Here is an 18,782-nt window from a genome sequence, read left to right as displayed (position 1 = left end):
TTGGTGGTCTAGACAAATAGTCATAGCTAGTCATTATAGACTGAAAAGGACGTCAATCTACCTATTTGCATTCGGTAGATTGACGTCCTTTAAACGAAGTTGGGATAGAGAAAGTATGCAACCTCTTATTTCTAACAATTATATTAATTTGTTGGTACACCGATTGAACTCATTTCAGATACTGAAACATTGCCACCATAAAGTGGTCCAGTTTGTGCAGCTTTTAGACCCAATGACTTGCGCAAGACATTGGTTGCACGTTGTTGTTCATCACTTGAAACAACTTCGGTTGAACCTGATGACAAGCTATACCCTGTACCTTGAATATGATCATTTGAAATATGTCCAGCTGCTTTCGCATACTTACGAGCAATTGTAATCATATCATTATAGGTCAAATCCGTTTGTGTTGAGGATGAAACTGAATCTAAGAATCCTGAGTCCAATAGTTTTGTTGGATTATTCTTCGCAGCTTCAATAATACCTTGCAAAACTAGTCGTTGACGTGTCTGACGACCATAATCTCCCTGCGGATCATTATAACGCATACGAGAAAATGCTAAGGCTGCTTTACCATTCATTTTTGAGTAAGTCTTGCCATTATGTGAATACGTACTTGATCCTTCAGTAAAGCTGTACAAATTACTTCCTGTAGAATGTGCCGTATCTGGGTTAAAGTTGAATGTTAGTGGTGATGTTACTGTGACACCACCAATTTTATTAACAACCTTCTCCATACCACCCATGTTGACCAATGCATAGTAATCAATTGGAATATTTAACCACTTTTGCACTGTCTTAATCGTTGTCGCCGCTGAACCATATGAATAAGCCGCATTGATTTTTTGTGGGAATGTATTTTCATATCCAACAATGGCAATCAATGTATCACGTGGTATTGACATGATTGTTGTCTTGTTTGTTTTTGGATTGATCGTCAAAACCATGATCGAATCCGTACGACCTTTATAGTTACGGTTTAATTCTCCCGTATCAGTACCCAACAACAAAATAGAAATTGGCCGGCCATCATTAAGGACACTTGAAACATCACGTGCCTTCTTTATGTTTGGCGCAACGTATGATTTATCAATGGCACCCTTGGTTTGCATATATGCGTAACCGAATAGACCAGCCACAGCTAATATGATCAGTAACAAAAGGCTCAAAATCGTATTACGTACCTTATGCGATTTCTTTTTACCTTTTTTGTTACCACGTTCTGAGCGAGATACCTTTTGCTCATCATCCATGATTTGTCCTCCCTATTTGCCAGCAAATAAAAATTGTTGACACTCCTACTCCTGAAACAGGCATTATTTTGTGTAGTATATTCCACCTATAAAGCATTATACACAAATAAACCAATGAATAAGTAACAAATTTATTAAGATATAAAAAAGAATTGAGAACGATTTGTTCCCAATTCTTTTTAGAAAATAACCATCAACTAGATAGTCAACAATTCTTTTTCTTTTTCAGCCGCAATTTCGTCAACATTCTTAATGGCAGCATCCGTTGCCTTTTGAATGTCATCTTCAATATTGTGTGCTTCATCTTCTGATAAGTCGTTGTTCTTTAATGCTTTCTTCGCATCATCCATCGCATCACGACGAACATTTCGAACAGCAACCTTTGCTTTTTCTGATTCTGCCTTAACTTCTTTAGCCAAATCTTTACGAGTTTCTTCAGTCAAAGCTGGAATTACCAAGCGAATAACTGACCCATCGTTGGCTGGAGTCAATCCCAAATCAGATGCAAAAATAGATTGCTCAATCCCTTTTAAAACAGACTTATCAAAGGGCGTGATCAACAATACACGTGCCTCAGGTACAGTTACCGATGCTAATTGATTAAGTGGTGTCTCTGCCCCATAGTATTCTACTGTAATATTACGTAGAATTGATGGATTAGCAACACCCGCACGGATATTACCTAATTCACGACGTAATGCATCACCAGCCTTGCTCATACGCTCTTTTGCTGATTCAATAATTGCATTAGCCATAATTCTAATCTACCTCCACGGTTGTTCCGATATTCTCACCCAAGACAACACGCTTAATATTGCCAGATGTATTCATGTTAAAAATCACCAGATTAATATCGTTATCCATTGATAGTGTTGAAGCAGTTGAATCCATCACTTTAAGCCCCTTAGCAATAATGTCTTTATGCGTTAGCTTTTCAAACATCGTTGCGTCTGGGTTTTTACGAGGATCGTCGCTGTATACACCGTCAACGCCATTTTTAGCCATTAGAATAGCTTCAGCATTAATCTCGGCGGCACGTAAGGCTGCAGTTGTGTCCGTTGAAAAGTATGGTGAACCAGTACCTGCACCGAAAATCACAACACGTCCCTTTTCTAAGTGACGAACTGCCTTTCGACGAACGTAAGGTTCAGCAACTTGACGCATTTCAATAGCAGTTTGTACACGTGTGGGAACATCGTGTGATTCAAGTGCGTCTTGCAATGCCAATGCGTTCATAGTTGTACCTAACATACCAACATAGTCGGCCTGTGCACGTTCCATTCCCAACTTTGCACCAGCTTCACCACGCCATAGGTTACCACCACCAACAACGATTGCAATCTCAACACCTAGTTCATAAACTTCTTTGATTTCCGCTGCGATATTGTTAACAGTTTCTGGATCAATACCATACCCACGCTCACCGGACAAAGCTTCACCTGAGAGCTTTAACAATATTCGTTTGTACTTTACATCTGCCATTATTTTAATCGCCTCGGTCTCTATTCACCCATTTGAGCTGCAACTTCAGCAGCAAAGTCATTTGCCTTCTTTTCGATTCCTTCACCAACTTCATAGCGAACGAATGAAACAACCTTGCTGTTCTTGCTTGCAACATACTTAGCAACAGTTTCTTTACCGTCACCCTTTACGAATGGTTGGTCAACCAATGCAATTTCTGCCAAGAACTTGTGCAAACGTCCTTCAACCATCTTTTCCTTGATGTTATCAGGCTTACCTGCTAAGTCTTCTGACTTCATTTGAACGGCCTTCTCGTGATCCAAAACTTCTGCTGGCACTTCTTCAGCTGAAACGTACTTTGGTGCAATTGCTGCAACGTGCATTGCAACGTCCTTTGCAACTTGTTCATCTGAACCATCCAACAATACAAGTGATGAAATACGACCACCCATATGTGAGTAAGTACCAAATACTTGACCTTCTGCTTTTTCAACAACTGCAAAACGACGTAGTGTAATCTTCTCACCAGTGATTTGTGTTGTGTGAATAATCATGTCATTTAATGTTTGATCTTCAGAAACTTTTAGTGCCAAAGCATCTTCAACATTTGCTGGTGCATATTCAACAATTGCGTTGGCAACAGCATGTAACAATTCGTTAAATTCTGCATTGCCAGCAACGAAGTCAGTTTGAGAGTTCAATTCGATGATAGCAGCTTTGTTGTCCTTTGAAACAACATAAGTCATTCCTTCAGCAGCAACAGCACCGGCCTTCTTAGCAGCCTTTGCCATTCCCTTTTCACGCAAAGCATCAATTGCCTTGTCCATATCACCATCAGTTTGAACCAATGCCTTCTTGGCATCCATCATTCCAACGCCAGTCTTTTCACGTAACTCTTTAACTTGTGAAGCAGTAATAGCCATTTTATGGTCTCCTTGTATATGCTAAATCTTATCTCAACTAGTATACACGAAAATATAACGATTTTCTATACACATATTAGATATCTAGTAATCATTTTACATGAGTTTTGCGTAGAGCGCAAAAAAAGCTTATTCCGTAAATTGGAATAAGCTTTTTTGCTATTTGTCAAAAGATAATTAGTTCTTCTTACCTTCAACAAGATCAGTCAATTCTTCGATTGAAGCAGGCTTGTCACCTTCAGCTGCAAAATCAGCTTCTTCAACTGCATCTTCACCTTGGTTACCTTCAATAATAGCATCTGCCATCTTTGAAGTAATCAAACGTACGGCACGGATTGCATCATCGTTTGATGGAATCTTAACGTCAATTTGATCTGGATCAGCGTTAGTATCGACCATAGCCACGATAGGGATGTTCAACTTGTGTGCTTCTTGCACAGCCAATTGTTCCTTGTGAGGATCAACGATGAACATCAAATCAGGAATCTTAGGCATATCAGCAATACCACCCAAGAACTTGTCCAACTTCTCACGTTGCTTGATTAGCAATGAAACTTCCTTCTTTGGCAAACGATCGAAAGTACCGTCTTCTTCCATTGCACGCAATTCCTTTAGACGAGCAATACGAGCTTGGATAGTCTTCCAGTTAGTCAAAGTTCCACCTAACCAACGGTGGTTAACGTAGAACATGTTTGCACGAGTTGCTTCTTCTGCAATTGAGTCTTGTGCCTGCTTCTTAGTACCAACGAACAATACCGTTGCACCATCAGCAGCTGCATCGCGAACATAGTTATATGCTTGGTCAACCAACTTAACTGTCTTTTGCAAATCGATAATGTAAATACCGTTACGTTCCGTAAAGATGTAATCTGACATCTTTGGGTTCCAACGACGAGTTTGGTGTCCGAAGTGTACACCAGCTTCAAGCAATTGCTTCATTGAGATTACTGCCATGAGTATCTGCCTCCAAATGTTTTTTCCGCCTAGCCTCGCATGTAGCCTGGCGACCCGGTAAAGGGGCACCCGTCAAACTATTGAGAACTAGTGTGTATTTTTGGTATAAAACCAATAATTAATATTACTCAGTTTTATGCAATATGTCAACCAAAATTTTTCTCAAACTCTGGCACATGGTGTTCATATAGAAATCTCTCTTTTTGGCTACGAGTAAGCTTCTTAAACATAGCTTCTGCATGCAATGCATCATGTTTCGTCGTAAACGCCTCCGCATAAAGCAGTTTCAGTGGGTGTCGTTTGGCTGGTCTAGTAAACTTTGCCCCCTTACCTGCTTCATGAGTGGCTAGACGTTTACCAACATCATCCGTAAACCCACAATAAAGCATATTATCCGCAGTCAATAACACGTACATATAATATGGTTTATCCATGCTGCTGACGCCCTTCATAAATTGACCAGACAGCATCTGTATAGGTGTCATCTAAATTATGGGTAACAATCGGTGGTAAAATCTTTGCTCCTGTTAATTTACCGTCTTTGATTGCATCAATTAACACGATATTAGCTGGTTCACCAACTTTAGGATAGACAAATTGAATTTGCTTTGGTGATAAATGATTTTTTTGTAATGACTCTAAAATTTCAAACAAACGATCAGGTCGATGAACCATGAAAAAATGTGCCTTATTTTTCAACAACTTCTTAGCAGTATATGTTACTAAATCCAAATCTGCCATCAATTCATGGCGTGCAATCGCATAATGTTTATTTTCATGCATGACTGTATGCTCGTTATCAATCGAAAAATAAGGTGGATTTGATACCACCATATCTGCTGACCCTGGGCGAATGTCATTGAAAATATCACGCATATCTGCATTCATAATGCGAATTTTATCAGTTAGGTCATTCATCATAACTGATCGTTGTGCCATATCGGCTAGACGTTCTTGTATTTCTACACCAATAATTTGACCAGAAACTTTGTGCGCCATAAATAATGACACCGCACCATTCCCGGCACCAAGATCCACTGTCAAACCCCGACCATTTTTCCGGGGTTCAGCAAAGTTGGCCAGTAATACTGCATCCAGTGAAAATGAAAAAACCGATTTACTTTGAATGATGTGAACGTCGTCATTGTATAGCATATCGATACGTTCATCAGGTAACAGTTCAACTTTCATATTTTTCTCCTTATCGTTCACCATCGTTTGCCAAAAACGCCTGTTATGTGGGATAATAAGGCGTTATTATTAGGGAGGATGAACAAAATGTTCTATTCATTCATACGTTATGTCGCTGCGGGAATTGTTTGGCTTATCAATGGTCGCTACAAACTGCTAGGGACAGACAAATTACCTGAGGGCAACTATATTTTAGTTGGTCCACATCGTACTTGGTGGGAACCTGTATTTTTTGCTCTAGCGGGTTGGCCACATAAATTTAGCTTTATGGCTAAAAAAGAGCTTTTCAAGAATCCTATTTTACGCTGGATTCTTGTCCATGCCAATGCTTTTTCAGTTGATCGTGACCATCCAGGTCCATCAGCCATTAAAACACCAGTTAAGAACTTAAAAAAGACTGACCTAAGTTTGATTATGTTTCCATCTGGTAGTCGCCATTCTGAAGAAATGAAAGGTGGCGCTTTAATGATTGCGAAACTTTCTGGTGCACCATTAGTACCAATCGTTTATCAAGGACCAGTAAAGTTTTCTGGTTTATTCAAGCGCAAGAATGTCACAATGGCATTTGGTGATCCCATTTACATTGATAAGCGTATCAAAGTAAATGAAGAAAATACCGCTGAATTTGGTGATACTCTACAAGCAGCTTTTGACAAGCTAGATGATGAAATTAATCCTGATTGGGTTTATGTTGATCCAAATCCGAAGAACAAAGAATAAATCAAGTAGTTAATCAATAATTATAGAGAAGTTGGGACAGAAGGATTTGTTCCAACTTTTTTATAACTGCAAAAAAAAAGTTGAGTATTGATAACTCAACTTTTTTCACACATTACTTCTTTTTTGAAGAAGTTTGTGCTTGACTCTTCATTTGTGCCATCATCTGGTTCAAACGCTTCTGAGAAGGCTTTTGTCCCATTGATGTCATCATTGATTTCATCATTTCTTCTGAAATTGGCGGATTATTCTTGATGTACGTCTCCATTGAACGACGTGCGATGAAGAATCCAGCGACAGCGCCAACTACCGCGGCAAGAACGACAATAAAAATCCAAATTGTTGTGCTCATTTTATTACTCCAAAAATATATTCAAACATCATTATAGCGAACTAAATGCCGTTTGACTAGCTACCCGAACGATTAATTATCACGTAATCCCTTATCACGCTGAATTTTCTTTACTTTTTCAGGAGTTACTTCATTGCCATTCTCATCGTAGACTTGTAGCATTTCTACTTGAGAACGAAAGGACTTTCTAAAATTATCCAAAAATTCAGCCCGCAAATCCGCACGTTCGGCAACTTCATCCTTTGTTAATCCTTCTGGAGATTTTGCTTTTGCTGCTAATTCATTAATTCGTGAACGAACAGCCATCATGTGATCTGTCTCAACCATGCTAGTTCCACCTTTTTTTGAATTTAATGTTACCATTTTAACATATTTTGATTAATAATATTTGTATTAACTGATGTACATATGAGCAGATGTTTGTCGTACAATATTCAGTAGTTACAAAGGAGCAACTAACGTATGACAAAAAAGCCTAGAAAGCAATTAGAGATACTACAATATATATATGAAAAACAGTTAACCAGTGGTTACCCGCCTACTATTCGTGAAATTGGAGCAAAAGTTGGTCTAGCATCATCCTCAACCGTGCATGGTCACCTAGACCGCTTACAAAAAAAGGGCTTGATTACTAAGGATGCTGAAAAGACTCGCGCAATCAAGGTAACACCACAAGGCATGTCATTACTAAATCAGGATTATCATAATGATGAAACGAAAGAGCCAATCACTAATATAACAATACAAAATTTATTTTCATTCGATGATGATACTTTTATCCTACAGCAACACAGTAACACCATGCTCAATATTGGTATTTTAAATAATGATTATTTGATTGTTAAAAAGCAAAAATCCGTTGTCAATGGTGATATTATTGTTGTTAAAATTAATGAAATGACTAACGTGTACCGCTATTTCAAGGAAGGTACTCATTGCCGGCTACAACCAGAGAATAGTAATTTAAAACCTGTTATTATTGAAAATCCTACTATTCTTGGCCGCGTCGTTGGAATTTACCGCAATCATATCAATTAAATTCAGAAAATACCTAATAAAGCAATCAAATACCCTAATCTATCAACTCATTAGGGTATTTGATTGCTATAGACCCATTTCCCAACTTAAATCAATATCAGTATCAGATATCATCTGACCAACGTCCTCAAGTGATAAATTCCTTGGTGTTGATAAAGCTAAATTCACTGTCAATCCTTCTGACGATTTTTTCAAACTAGAGACCTTACTTGAAATGTGCTGCTCTTCTAGGTAATTACGTAGTTTTTTCACATCATCAATTTTTTTCAAGTAAACTCTAATCGAAAATGACTGGCGCAAATTAAAATCATTAAAATAATGAAATGCCAGTTGCAAAATAACGATAATAAATGTCGCTGCAAAGCCCACTTCGTACAAACCGGCCCCAATGGCCATCCCCACACCAGCAGTTGTCCAAATACCAGCTGCCGTCGTTAGTCCACCAATCACATTAAAGTCTGGGCTACGAACAATTATCATCCCTGCACCTAGAAAACTGATACCACTAACAATCTGGGCAGCAATACGTGATGGATCGAGGTTAACATTTTGCATGCCTAAAACAGAGCCAAAGCCATATTGTGAAACAATCATCATTAACGCTGCACCTAAACTAACAATTGCATGAGTTCGTAGACCGGCAGATTTCGATCTAGTTTGTCTTTCAATACCAATTAATAAGCCTGCCAGAGTTGCTAATAATAGACGAATTAATAATTCTTTAGTTGTCATTTTACCTCCATCCCAAATAACGCCTGAGATTTAGCTGATCGGTGACGTTATTTATTTCATACTTTCTATTTAACCAAAAAAATGACTCTGATAACAGAAATTAAACCGCTATCAGAGCACTTAGTTACCTAATTTTTTCGATCATCATAATACGATTGTTCTTGCTGTTCCCAATAATCTTGATCTTCGGCTGTTATTAGCCGGATTCCCTACAGCTACCGTATTGGCAGGAACATCTTTCACAACAACTGCTCCACCACCGATAACCGCATTATCACCGATTGTGACACCAGGTCCAATAAAAACATTGGCGCCAATCCAAACATTATTGCCAATGTTAATTGGTTTACCAAATTCTAGTCCACGTGTCCGGACACCAGCATCAATGGGGTGTCCGGCTGTAATTAAACTTACACGTGGTCCAATCATCACGTGATCACCAATATGTATCTCACACGTATCTAATATCGTTAATCCAGTATTCCCATAGAAAGCTTCACCAATATAGACATTTTTACCGTAATCTATATAAACGTCTGGCTCAATGTAACTTCCCTCACCAACTGACCCAAATATTTCTGATAGTAGCTCCTGGACCTGATCTTCTTCCTCATGAGCAACCTGATTGTACAAGGCAACCCTCCACTTACATGCCTTTCGCAAAGCAATTAATTCTTTGTCAGTTGAATCATACAAATTAGCTGACAACATAATCTCTCGTTCAGTTTTCATTTAATAGCCCCCTATTGTATATGAACTGTCTAATTCTAACATAAGTCTCGTCACCGTGACCAATTGTGAAAGTCGGATTTAAATGATAACATTATTTTTATCAGTTTTATTTTAGAAAGGCAATTATATGACAACGTCTAAACGAAATCTCTCCTTTGATATTGCTCGTGCAATGGCGATTTACCTGGTAATCATCGGCCATTCAATGACTGGTTTATGGGGAACATGGCAATCTAATTTTTTATTTGCCGCAAACTTACCAGTATTCTTTATTATCTCTGGTTACTTCTATCATTCAAAAAAAATGAAAGATGTCATCCAAACTGGAATTAATACATTACTAATACCTTTTTTTATTGTTACCATTCTCTATATCGGATTGAGAACGATTATTGGTGAATTTATCCAACATATTCATTATCTAAATTTTCAAACGTTACTACCACTCATATATGGAAATGGCGCAACTGCCCATTCACCATTTGGCTTTGACTTAAGTTCACATGCAGGCGCTGTCTGGTTCCTGCCAACGATGTTCATCGCAAATATCATTTTCCATTTGTTAATGAAATCAAATAAAGAATTTATCCGCTTCATTATTGTCATCATTTTATTTGGCACTGGTTATACATTAGCTCAGTATGCTTACTTTCCTTGGTCTATACAAGCTGCATTAGAAGTTCAAATTTATTACCTATTTGGCTACTGGTTAGCAAAGATTGTAAAAAAATATTCAGAAAAAAAAGTTTTTACCAATCTTCCTCTTTTAATAGTCGGCCTAGTCTTTTGGATTATGAGTGCAACTAGCGGTACATACGAACTAAATCGCGGTTTAGCAGATAACATGCTAATGGCAGTTTTAGGTGGTATCGGTAGTGCTGTTGTCCTCTTAGGTATCGCTTTTTTTATTGAAAAACATTGGCAAAAATTGGCTAATTTGCTGAGCTATGTAGGTCAATATTCACTAGTTCTTCTGTGCATCCATTCAATGGACATTGGACTATTAGATTCTGAAATAATGCATTTCTTCCAATCACAAGCTTGGTTCTTAAAGGACAGTCTGATTGCTTACATTGGTTTAATGCTAGCGAGAATTTTATATACAACCTTTTTCACATGGATTTTACTAAAAATAAAGTTTATCTATCAATTATTCGTTGATCGAAATTTCCCACTAAAAAAACTCTGATAAAAAATAAAGCATCTTGTCCACTTTTCATTAGTGACAAGATGCTTTATTTTAGTGTTTTGTAAAACTCTTTGATAGATAATGCTTACCAGAACTTAAATCGTATTGAACTAACTTAAATTCATGTAATAGCTTTTTTTGCTTCTTAGTTAAATCTTTTGTCTTTAAAGTATGACCATTATTATCTACAAATTCGCCACGCGTGTAATTAGCAAATGCTGGTAGTTCCTTTGTTACCTTCGTTTGCAATGCGTAAAATGGCGTTAATTTGCTGTTTGTGGCTTCTAATGCTAATGCAGGAAAATCACTTGGTGATGCATAAGCACGTTGATTGTGATCTGTTTTTGCATGACTCTTTTCACGAGCAGCCTTATTTTGATAAATAAAGTAGTCCGTTTCATGAGATCGTTCTTGTTGCTTGTCCTGATCAACAAATGTGAATACACCTGGCCAATGATCGCCATAAAAGACAAGTGTCACCGGTCGTGAAATATTCTCTAATTTATTAATGAGATTCTTCGTTGCGACGTCTGTATAATGTACACCAGCAATATAGCTTTCAACAGTTTCTTTTGTATTACCAGTAACAGCTGGTTCTAACATTTTATATTTACTATCAGGATATTGATTTGCAGAATAAGGCATATGATTCTGCATTGTCATCAACTGGATGAATTGCGACTGATTATTATTCGCTGACGTAATTTTCTTTGTTAAGTATTTATAAGAATATTTATCAGCAGGATAATTGTTTTTAGAACCAACCGACTTCACATACTTTTCAGGATACTTATATTGATTGCCATCCGTTGTATAAAACTTTTGAATACCAATTTTTTTATAGGCATCTCGTCGGTTATAGAACGTACCAACATATGGATGAATCACTTCTCGATCTTGGAACAAGTTAGTAATTGTAGGTACGTCATGAGCAACAGGTACCAATTGTGTGTAAGGCACCACCATTTCTGGTGCATAAGTTGCTAATGGGAATCCTGCCAAAGTCATATACTCAATGTTAGCCGTTCCACCACCGTAACCTGAAGACAGCATTTTACCTGAGAAGACTGCATTCTTTTGAATCTGTTTAATATTTTTAAAGACATCAGTTCCCTTGTATTTTAACCCAGGTACATCATCAGGATCTGTTAATGACTCACTCAAAATATAAGCCACTGTTTGTCCTTTAAGATTATCCTGCCGAGTTTTATTTAATGTCTCTGAATACTTTGTATACTTTTTTTGCAAAGCAGCCATTGATTTTTGCGAATAACCTGATGGTTGGCGCATAATAACGCTCGAAATATTCGAAACAAAAGTCATCACTGGACCATTAAGCATAGCATCTTCACCTGTATTAAAGCTCTGCCACTGATACTTAAAATGATCCAATAAAGCACGATTTTGGTCAGCATTAGCAATAAATGGAGATGCTAAGGTTAAGAAACTGACCAATAGAATAGCAATTCTTGTCCCAGTCTGTTTGATCATCATTCGCTTGATAGATTCTGCAAAGCGACCTGATCTCTTACGATGGAGCCAATATTCCAATAATCCTGCGCCAACAAAAACAACGACAATACCAACAATAGCAAGCATTAACAAGTTTTTATCAACCATCTGTGTTAAACCGCCAACAGCGGTAACTTCAGACATATCACTAAACAAGATTGGTTCGTTTCGTGCCTTCATTTTCATATATTCGGCAATAAAAGTTACTACTGCAATTGTCAAATATATAGCAATCCCAACAAATAATCGATTAACCAGTACCACAATAAATATGAATAAGATTAAACAGGTAACAATAGTAAACAATGCCTGAGCACGTGTTAAGAACTTAATAGATGTTAAAACAGCCTGCCCAAGATTTAAAGTTTGGTCAAATCTTCCCCAAATTTGAAAATACATGGTAAATTGTAAAACAACAGTTGTTAACACACTTAAAACAAGACCGATGATTAAAAATTTCATCCAATTATTGAACGTCGGTCCACTAAATTGTTTTCTACTTAAAAACTTTTTCATCTAACTCACCCTCTTGCCCACTAAATGTCTTTAAAATTTTTACTAAACCAAACTTAATCACAGTGCTAATAATTAACATGATTAACCAAATTATGATAAAGCTTAACATTCCTGTGGGTAACAGCCCGCCAATGTAATTATTTATCGGTATCATTGTATTAATAAATATAAACACGACTAGATTTAAACTTAAATAGCTGCCAATTTTAGCGAATAAATTGGTAAGTGCAGAATTTTTTGTCAAGCTACTTGCTACAACAATTACTCCTGCTAAGCTAATCAAACCAGTTAACGTTCCTAAAATCCAAAATGGTGTGTAGGCAACAATCATATCTAGGCCTGTTGAAGCTGACATCGTCAAATCAACGATTAAAGCAGCTAAAACTGTCGCTGGGCCAGCTGACCAATTGTCTAATTTTTGATAATAAACACCGAAAAGCATAAATGGTAAGGCAATCAATGCCGATTCCAATGACCAAGGTATTTGAATAAAAGTAGCTAGGTAAAAGCCTAGCCCACCAAGCAAAATAATGATTAAAACTGCCCAAAACATTTTTTTTATTTTTGAAATAAAAATCATTAACAGTGTACCAGTAAATAAAGCTATTAATAACCAAAGAAGTCCGATACCTGTATCAAAAAAACCAAAAATCGTAACAACAGGCGAACCATTCCCATATAATAAGGCCTTCAATCCAGTACGCATTGCGGGAAATGGTGTATTCAACCATGTACTTAATTGAAGGAGTTGAACTACTTTATTCATTACAATCATCAACAATCCAGCAGAAAGGTATGGAACCAAATAACGTTTAACTGCTAAAAAAATAGACTGACCTATTTTTAAATTAACATCAATACTATAACCAGCAATAAAGAAAATAGTTGGCCATGTTAACCATGTGAAAAAATGATACAAAATACTATGATTTTGTGGGTTTATGATGCTAATAAAAATTAACATCATAAATGAAAAACTTGAAAGTATTTGTATCGTTCTATCTTTATTATTCATCACCATTTCAGATGCTCCTATATAAAAACATAAAGGAGTCGGATAAAAATAAACCCGGCTCCCTTAATTACTTAAAAGTATTATAAATCATATTTCAAAAACAAAACATAAATTTTTCTTATTTTAGTAATCCATCAACGATAAAATGTCATAACCTGCAAGTTTTTCGCGCCCATGTAAGTCATTCAATTCAATCATAAATGCCAGCCCTGCAACTTCACCACCTAATGATTCAACCAACTTAACTGTCGCAGCAATCGTACCACCTGTTGCAAGTAAATCATCAGTAATTAATACCTTATCTCCTGGCTTAATCGCATCCTTATGCATTTCTAAGGCTGCTTCACCATATTCTAGAGTATATTTTTCACTAACTGTCTCTCGTGGTAATTTACCTGGCTTGCGAGCTAAGACAATACCAGTTCCTAATTCATTAGCTACTGGTGCTCCAACCAAAAAACCACGTGATTCTGGACCAACCACAACGTTAACATCACGCATCTTTGCAAAATGTGCAATGCGGTGCGTAGCTTCTGCATATGCTTCTGCATTGCCCCAGAGTGGCGTAATATCACGGAAAATTATACCCTTTTCTGGAAAATCCGGAATAGAGGCAATATAGTCATTCAAATCCAACATCAGTCTAGCTCTCCTGCTTACTTAAATTCATTAATAAAGTTTCTAATTCAGCTGTTGTGCTGTAAATTAGTTGTTGTTCAAGATCTCGCTGAGCCATAAATCGTTGGAACGTCTTTGTCTGTGTTAATTTCATCGGCGTTGGATTAGGCACAGCATTCAAAACACCATTGTCAATTGTAACAAATTTTGCCTCTAAAAACACCTTTAAAATTAGTTTTAATGTCATATTAGAGATTTTCAGATGATTAATCATCGCATCAAATTGTGTTTGTAAGTTGATGTTTTTGAATGAATAGACAAATTTATAAACATTAGAAAAGACTTGCTTACTTGGTACAGGTTGTAAATAAACTGGTGACTGCACGTAAAACATTGGTGCTAATCTACCTGGCGTACTTGCCTTTAATAACATTTGTAATTGATCTAAGGAATCGGGCAAATCAACTAGTACCATTGTTTGAATGTCCGATTCATTCATTGCATCTTGCCACATTAAAGGTTGTGCAGCTGAATCAATATATGTTGCTAACTGTTGTAAATGATTTTCTTTGAAAAAAACGTAGGTTACGGGCTTATTAAAAGTTTGTCTGGTAAGATGGCTCGTGCGCCAATCCAAAATAGCCGCTCCTTCAGCTAACATATCACGTAACATTAATTGATATGAAATGTTCCCTCGATAAGAATTCTGACTCATCGTACCGATAATCTGTAGAGAAGAAAAATGACCTGCAAGCGCACTTGCTTGATTTCCCCAGCCGAAGGCAATCACGGGTAATTGGTCCGTATCTGTTTGTGCAATAAATCGTAAATGTTTACCATCGCTCATTGTTTTTACTTGATTAACACCCAGTAAATCCAACATGAATAAGGGTTCCGGATTACCTTCACCAAATGGTGCCAGTACTTGTAAATTATCAAAATTTTCTTTCGTAAAATCAGCAGCGCTTACTTTTGCAGCAATTTGAAGATTCGGTTTTTGTGCATTAGCTAATTCTTGTTGTGCTGCCGCATCATGCAAAGCAGCTCTCAATGCAGTTAAATTATTAGTTGGCACTGTCATTCCTGCAGCACTTGCATGCCCACCAAAAGCAGTCATTAAATCACGATGTCCATCTAAAGCTGTAAATAAATCAAAGGATGGTACTGAACGACCGGATCCTTTCATCTCATCACCATTGATATTCAAGACAATTGTTGGTTTACCTGTTTGCTCGACTAACTTGCTAGCAACAATTCCTAAGACACCTTCGTGCCAATTTTCACCAGCAACCACAAGTACTGGATCATCACGCAACTGTGCAGCCTGCTCTTGTGCTGCAGCGGTAATAGTTGTGACTAACTGTTGACGTTCTTGATTTAGGTTATTGATGTGATCAGCTAAAGGTTTGGCACCCCCAATATCATCCATTAATAATAATTGCACACCAGTAGTTGCATCTTCTAACCGACCCAATGCATTTAATCTTGGTGCAATCGTAAAACCAATCGTTGAAGAGTCAATGTCAGATAATTGCGTACCAGCTGCTGCTAATAATGCTGCAAGTCCAGGACGAGGATCTAATTTCAGATTTTCAAGACCTTGCTTAACGATAATACGATTCTCATCCGTTAATGACATCACATCAGCAACTGTCCCTAAGGCTGCTAAGTCTAATACTTCGTCAGCAGGTTCTTCAAGTAAAGCAGATGCCACTTTAAAAGCCACACCAGCTCCTGAAAGACCACCAAATGGATATTCACCTTCAGGATGGCGTGGATGGACGATAGCTGTTGCAATTGGTAGTTCCTCTGGTAGTTCGTGATGATCAGTAATAATGACATCAATCCCTTGTGACATTAACCATGCCACTTCATCTTTTCCTGAAACCCCGTTATCAACAGTCACTAGTAATTGCATTCCTTCAGCAGCTAACTTTTGATAGTTTGCTAAATTTGGACCATAACCATCACTAAAACGACTAGGAACAAAGTAGTCTACGTTCGCTCCCATTAATTCCAACGCCCAAGTCATAATAGCTGTACTAGTCATACCATCAACGTCATAATCACCATAGACAATAATCTTTTGTCCATTATCAATGGCTTGCATCAGACGTGTAATTGCTTTATCCATATCATGCAACAAAAATGGATCATACAAACCAGAAAGATCAGGTCTTAAAAAGGCATTCGCAGCTTCAATAGTGTCATAACCTCGATTAACTAAAATCTTAGCAATCAACTCTGTGACGCCAAACGCTTCACTGATCGTTTTAACCGCCTTTTGATTACTTACTTCAGGAAATTCCCATTGATAACGTGAATCAATCATACGCTGCCTCCTTACTACTCAACCTCACTAGGTACAGTCAATTTCACTGGTTTTGTGTTTCCTTGTTTACCAAACGGAATGTCAAAGACATCAAAATCATTGACAACACGCGTATTTGGAAAAATTGAACGTGCTTGATAAGCTAATTCATTCGCTGCCTTTCCTGCATAGCGGGCAGAAATATGTGTTAATAATAGTCGACCAACCTGGGCTTGTTTCGCAATAGTTGCTGCTTGCACACTAGTCGTATGGAAATGATTACGAGCCTGCTTACCTTCACCTTTACCGTAAGTCGATTCATGAACTAAAACATCTGCATTTCTTGCAAGGGTCATTGTATTATTTGTTTTGCGTGTATCACCAATAATTGCAACACAACGGCCTGGTTGTGGTGCCCCAATAACATCTGCACCATGGATTGTGCGACCATCTGCCAAAGTGACATCATTTCCTTGCTTTAATTGACCATACAACGGCCCAGCAGGCACGTTTAATTCACGTAAACGCTCAACTAGTAGCTCACCTGGGTGTGCATGCTCTGTCACACGATAACCAAATGAAATAATTCGATGATCCAATGGTAATGCAGAAACTGTAAATTTATCCGTCTGTAAGACATCGCCCCCATCATCCGGTAGTTCAACGAACTTAATTGGGTAAGTTAGGTGTGTCTGTGAGACACGCAAACTAACTTCCACAAATTGGCGAATACCTTTTGGACCATAAATCGTTAGTTCATCTTCGCCACCTTGGAATGAACGTGATGATAACAATCCTGGCAGCCCATAAATATGGTCACCATGTAAGTGTGTAATGAATATCTTAGTGACTTTACGGGGCCGAATTGTTGATTGTAACATTTGACGTTGGGTTCCTTCACCAACATCAAACAACCATACTTCGTTAATTTCTTCAAGTAATCGTAAAGCAACCCCTGTTACATTACGAAAATGTGCTGGCGAACCAGCTCCAGTTCCCAGAAACTCAATTTGCATAGTTAGGAACTCCTTATCTTTTTTTAAATATTTGTTCATGTATAAGTATCAAACTTATTCAAAAAGAAAACCGTCTAAAATGACGGTCAACACTCTCTACAATATTATCATCTTTTAAACGTTTAATACAGCGGTTTTACATCGTTAAAAAGTAATTGTCTCAACGTCAGAAGGTTTCTCAATTTCATTACCAGCTGAATCTTTCACAGTTGCGAATTGTACGTCAAGCGACTTCAATTTGGCAACATCCTTTTTAGGCACCAAAACAGTTGTTGTCGTAACTACTGTACTATACGGTACAATGCCAGCCGTGTTCAACTGTCCATCATTATAAATACCACTCAATGCTGACATGGTTATACTCCCAGGATATTTAATTGCTGTAATCCCTGGCGTTATCGCTGTCACTGCATTGTTATTCGTAACTCTATAACTAATCACCAATGTTGTAAACTTATCAGACATGTTTCGGTCATTTAACGTATGCCTTGCTGCAACCAAAGCATTTTGTGTCCGAGCTGTGTTTTCAATGGTATTAATTTGTTCAATTTTATAACTAATTGATCCATTCGTTATGGTACGATTAACCTTTTTACTGTCAACCCATTTTTGTACAAGACCATTTTCAGTGATTTGATATTGACCAATTTTTTTAATTTGGCCAGTTTTAACATAATTTTTATCTGCCAAATCTTTCTTAGTTGGTTCATAGCTACTATCTTTGTCACTATCTTTTTTTGAAAAAGGGCGTTTGTTATGTGTTAGGTTAACCTCCGCCATCGTTCGAACACGGGTAGGTTGCTCATTACTGCGATACAACACTAAAACAACAATAACGGCAACAATACCTATAATTGTTGTTAAAAGCCATCCTATTCGTCTTTGCATACTTTCCTTCCTCATCAGCCTAACACAATAACATCCTCAATAATGCGATAGCCGTATATTTTATGTAATGTTTGATCACTATCACGAATGACAATTTCTAAATCATCATGATACTGTTGTAGATCATTAATTGTCGTTACTTGATTTTTATCTATTTCTAAAACCAAAAAGTTTCCATCTATACCGACGATTCTAATTGATTCAAACGTAGTCACAAATAGACGCGTTGCGATTGGACGGTTTATCGGCATACCACCTGTTGATATTTTTAAATCTCCTAATCGCACTTCGCACACTCCATTTCATTTATATATTATGACATATAAAAAAACAAGCAACCTTAAATAAAGTCACTTGTAGCTAT

General features: G+C 37.4%; 21 protein-coding genes. 3 read left to right on the top strand and 18 right to left on the bottom strand.

The genetic code is table 11. From position 1 onward, the window contains the following. Positions 1-143: 143 nt before the first annotated feature. The 7 genes from QRX23_RS04160 to QRX23_RS04130 all read right to left on the bottom strand — a co-directional run bounded on the left by QRX23_RS04160 (position 144) and on the right by QRX23_RS04130 (position 5,782). Positions 144-1,253, bottom strand: a complete 1,110-nt coding sequence (locus tag QRX23_RS04160) for an LCP family protein (RefSeq protein WP_002827386.1) — start codon at positions 1,251-1,253, stop codon at positions 144-146. 197 nt (positions 1,254-1,450) lie between these two features. Then, positions 1,451-2,008: a ribosome recycling factor gene (gene frr, locus QRX23_RS04155; protein ID WP_002827387.1), complete on the bottom strand. Its 558-nt coding sequence runs from the start codon at positions 2,006-2,008 to the stop codon at positions 1,451-1,453. A 4-nt stretch (positions 2,009-2,012) separates the two neighbouring features. Further along, a complete protein-coding gene (gene pyrH / locus QRX23_RS04150) occupies positions 2,013-2,735 on the bottom strand; it encodes a UMP kinase (RefSeq protein WP_002827388.1) in 723 nt (240 codons plus the stop codon). Between the two features lie 20 nt (positions 2,736-2,755). After that, complete coding sequence (gene tsf / locus QRX23_RS04145) at positions 2,756-3,637, bottom strand: translation elongation factor Ts (RefSeq protein ID WP_002827389.1); 882 nt, start codon at positions 3,635-3,637, stop codon at positions 2,756-2,758. 177 nt (positions 3,638-3,814) lie between these two features. Further along, positions 3,815-4,591 carry a 30S ribosomal protein S2 gene (gene rpsB / locus QRX23_RS04140; RefSeq protein ID WP_040760244.1) on the bottom strand — a complete coding sequence of 259 codons (777 nt, stop codon included), beginning with the start codon at positions 4,589-4,591 and terminating at the stop codon, positions 3,815-3,817. A 146-nt stretch (positions 4,592-4,737) separates the two neighbouring features. After that, positions 4,738-5,025 (bottom strand): GIY-YIG nuclease family protein, encoded by a 288-nt coding sequence (locus tag QRX23_RS04135; RefSeq protein WP_002827391.1) that lies wholly within the window; start codon positions 5,023-5,025, stop codon positions 4,738-4,740. After that, complete coding sequence (locus QRX23_RS04130; RefSeq protein ID WP_330156020.1) at positions 5,018-5,782, bottom strand: tRNA1(Val) (adenine(37)-N6)-methyltransferase; 765 nt, start codon at positions 5,780-5,782, stop codon at positions 5,018-5,020. Before QRX23_RS04130 ends, QRX23_RS04135 begins: the two co-directional genes overlap by 8 nt. An 87-nt stretch (positions 5,783-5,869) precedes the next feature. On the opposite strand from QRX23_RS04130, the gene QRX23_RS04125 reads away from it, so the two are divergent. Then, a complete protein-coding gene (locus QRX23_RS04125) occupies positions 5,870-6,502 on the top strand; it encodes a lysophospholipid acyltransferase family protein (RefSeq protein WP_330156019.1) in 633 nt (210 codons plus the stop codon). A gap of 112 nt (positions 6,503-6,614) precedes the next feature. Here QRX23_RS04125 and QRX23_RS04120 read toward each other — a convergent pair whose 3' ends face one another. Continuing rightward, a complete protein-coding gene (locus QRX23_RS04120) occupies positions 6,615-6,851 on the bottom strand; it encodes a YneF family protein (protein WP_002827394.1) in 237 nt (78 codons plus the stop codon). 72 nt (positions 6,852-6,923) lie between these two features. Beyond that, positions 6,924-7,178 carry a DUF896 domain-containing protein gene (locus tag QRX23_RS04115; protein WP_002827396.1) on the bottom strand — a complete coding sequence of 85 codons (255 nt, stop codon included), beginning with the start codon at positions 7,176-7,178 and terminating at the stop codon, positions 6,924-6,926. A 135-nt stretch (positions 7,179-7,313) separates the two neighbouring features. Between QRX23_RS04115 and lexA the strand changes: the two genes are divergently transcribed. After that, a complete protein-coding gene (gene lexA, locus QRX23_RS04110) occupies positions 7,314-7,889 on the top strand; it encodes a transcriptional repressor LexA (protein WP_330156018.1) in 576 nt (191 codons plus the stop codon). 66 nt (positions 7,890-7,955) lie between these two features. Here lexA and QRX23_RS04105 read toward each other — a convergent pair whose 3' ends face one another. Together QRX23_RS04105 and QRX23_RS04100 are read right to left on the bottom strand one after the other, a co-directional pair. Continuing rightward, positions 7,956-8,621 carry an MgtC/SapB family protein gene (locus tag QRX23_RS04105; protein ID WP_002827398.1) on the bottom strand — a complete coding sequence of 222 codons (666 nt, stop codon included), beginning with the start codon at positions 8,619-8,621 and terminating at the stop codon, positions 7,956-7,958. A 144-nt stretch (positions 8,622-8,765) separates the two neighbouring features. Continuing rightward, positions 8,766-9,353 (bottom strand): sugar O-acetyltransferase, encoded by a 588-nt coding sequence (locus QRX23_RS04100; RefSeq protein WP_330156017.1) that lies wholly within the window; start codon positions 9,351-9,353, stop codon positions 8,766-8,768. Between the two features lie 127 nt (positions 9,354-9,480). On the opposite strand from QRX23_RS04100, the gene QRX23_RS04095 reads away from it, so the two are divergent. After that, entirely contained in the window at positions 9,481-10,542 is a 1,062-nt protein-coding gene (locus QRX23_RS04095; RefSeq protein WP_330156016.1) for an acyltransferase, read from the top strand. Between the two features lie 51 nt (positions 10,543-10,593). Here the strand turns inward: QRX23_RS04095 and QRX23_RS04090 are convergent, their stop codons facing one another. From QRX23_RS04090 to QRX23_RS04060, 7 genes are all read right to left on the bottom strand, one after another. Continuing rightward, positions 10,594-12,570 (bottom strand): LTA synthase family protein, encoded by a 1,977-nt coding sequence (locus QRX23_RS04090; RefSeq protein WP_330156015.1) that lies wholly within the window; start codon positions 12,568-12,570, stop codon positions 10,594-10,596. Continuing rightward, the gene (locus tag QRX23_RS04085; RefSeq protein WP_140836936.1) at positions 12,551-13,591 is read right to left on the bottom strand and encodes a hypothetical protein; all 1,041 of its coding nucleotides are present in this window, start codon (positions 13,589-13,591) and stop codon (positions 12,551-12,553) included. Before QRX23_RS04085 ends, QRX23_RS04090 begins: the two co-directional genes overlap by 20 nt. 117 nt (positions 13,592-13,708) lie before the next feature. Beyond that, positions 13,709-14,227, bottom strand: a complete 519-nt coding sequence (locus tag QRX23_RS04080) for an adenine phosphoribosyltransferase (RefSeq protein ID WP_040760251.1) — start codon at positions 14,225-14,227, stop codon at positions 13,709-13,711. Between the two features lies 1 nt (position 14,228). Then, positions 14,229-16,535 carry a single-stranded-DNA-specific exonuclease RecJ gene (gene recJ / locus QRX23_RS04075; RefSeq protein ID WP_330156014.1) on the bottom strand — a complete coding sequence of 769 codons (2,307 nt, stop codon included), beginning with the start codon at positions 16,533-16,535 and terminating at the stop codon, positions 14,229-14,231. Positions 16,536-16,549: 14 nt separating this feature from the next. Continuing rightward, on the bottom strand, positions 16,550-17,530 hold the full coding sequence (gene rnz / locus QRX23_RS04070) for a ribonuclease Z (protein ID WP_330156013.1): 981 nt from the start codon (positions 17,528-17,530) through the stop codon (positions 16,550-16,552). 144 nt (positions 17,531-17,674) lie between these two features. Continuing rightward, positions 17,675-18,418 carry a hypothetical protein gene (locus tag QRX23_RS04065; protein WP_040760255.1) on the bottom strand — a complete coding sequence of 248 codons (744 nt, stop codon included), beginning with the start codon at positions 18,416-18,418 and terminating at the stop codon, positions 17,675-17,677. A gap of 14 nt (positions 18,419-18,432) precedes the next feature. Beyond that, positions 18,433-18,705 (bottom strand): hypothetical protein, encoded by a 273-nt coding sequence (locus tag QRX23_RS04060; RefSeq protein ID WP_002827411.1) that lies wholly within the window; start codon positions 18,703-18,705, stop codon positions 18,433-18,435. Positions 18,706-18,782: the final 77 nt, after the last annotated feature.

The sequence above is a fragment of the Weissella paramesenteroides genome (assembly GCF_036327715.1).
GTDB lineage: Bacteria > Bacillota > Bacilli > Lactobacillales > Lactobacillaceae > Weissella > Weissella paramesenteroides.
The sequence above is the reverse complement of the archived record's forward strand: the minus strand, read 5'-3'. Positions and strand labels throughout refer to the sequence as shown.

Bases quoted from the DNA above. Each gene is read 5' to 3' on its own strand.
- QRX23_RS04160 (WP_002827386.1), bottom strand. From the start codon at position 1,253: ATGGATGATGAGCAAAAGGTATCTCGCTCAGAACGTGGTAACAAAAAA.
- frr (WP_002827387.1), bottom strand. From the start codon at position 2,008: ATGGCTAATGCAATTATTGAATCAGCAAAAGAGCGTATGAGCAAGGCT.
- pyrH (WP_002827388.1), bottom strand. From the start codon at position 2,735: ATGGCAGATGTAAAGTACAAACGAATATTGTTAAAGCTCTCAGGTGAA.
- tsf (WP_002827389.1), bottom strand. From the start codon at position 3,637: ATGGCTATTACTGCTTCACAAGTTAAAGAGTTACGTGAAAAGACTGGC.
- rpsB (WP_040760244.1), bottom strand. From the start codon at position 4,591: ATGGCAGTAATCTCAATGAAGCAATTGCTTGAAGCTGGTGTACACTTC.
- QRX23_RS04135 (WP_002827391.1), bottom strand. From the start codon at position 5,025: ATGGATAAACCATATTATATGTACGTGTTATTGACTGCGGATAATATG.
- QRX23_RS04130 (WP_330156020.1), bottom strand. From the start codon at position 5,782: ATGAAAGTTGAACTGTTACCTGATGAACGTATCGATATGCTATACAAT.
- QRX23_RS04125 (WP_330156019.1), top strand. From the start codon at position 5,870: ATGTTCTATTCATTCATACGTTATGTCGCTGCGGGAATTGTTTGGCTT.
- QRX23_RS04120 (WP_002827394.1), bottom strand. From the start codon at position 6,851: ATGAGCACAACAATTTGGATTTTTATTGTCGTTCTTGCCGCGGTAGTT.
- QRX23_RS04115 (WP_002827396.1), bottom strand. From the start codon at position 7,178: ATGGTTGAGACAGATCACATGATGGCTGTTCGTTCACGAATTAATGAA.
- lexA (WP_330156018.1), top strand. From the start codon at position 7,314: ATGACAAAAAAGCCTAGAAAGCAATTAGAGATACTACAATATATATAT.
- QRX23_RS04105 (WP_002827398.1), bottom strand. From the start codon at position 8,621: ATGACAACTAAAGAATTATTAATTCGTCTATTATTAGCAACTCTGGCA.
- QRX23_RS04100 (WP_330156017.1), bottom strand. From the start codon at position 9,353: ATGAAAACTGAACGAGAGATTATGTTGTCAGCTAATTTGTATGATTCA.
- QRX23_RS04095 (WP_330156016.1), top strand. From the start codon at position 9,481: ATGACAACGTCTAAACGAAATCTCTCCTTTGATATTGCTCGTGCAATG.
- QRX23_RS04090 (WP_330156015.1), bottom strand. From the start codon at position 12,570: ATGAAAAAGTTTTTAAGTAGAAAACAATTTAGTGGACCGACGTTCAAT.
- QRX23_RS04085 (WP_140836936.1), bottom strand. From the start codon at position 13,591: ATGGTGATGAATAATAAAGATAGAACGATACAAATACTTTCAAGTTTT.
- recJ (WP_330156014.1), bottom strand. From the start codon at position 16,535: ATGATTGATTCACGTTATCAATGGGAATTTCCTGAAGTAAGTAATCAA.
- rnz (WP_330156013.1), bottom strand. From the start codon at position 17,530: ATGCAAATTGAGTTTCTGGGAACTGGAGCTGGTTCGCCAGCACATTTT.
- QRX23_RS04065 (WP_040760255.1), bottom strand. From the start codon at position 18,418: ATGCAAAGACGAATAGGATGGCTTTTAACAACAATTATAGGTATTGTT.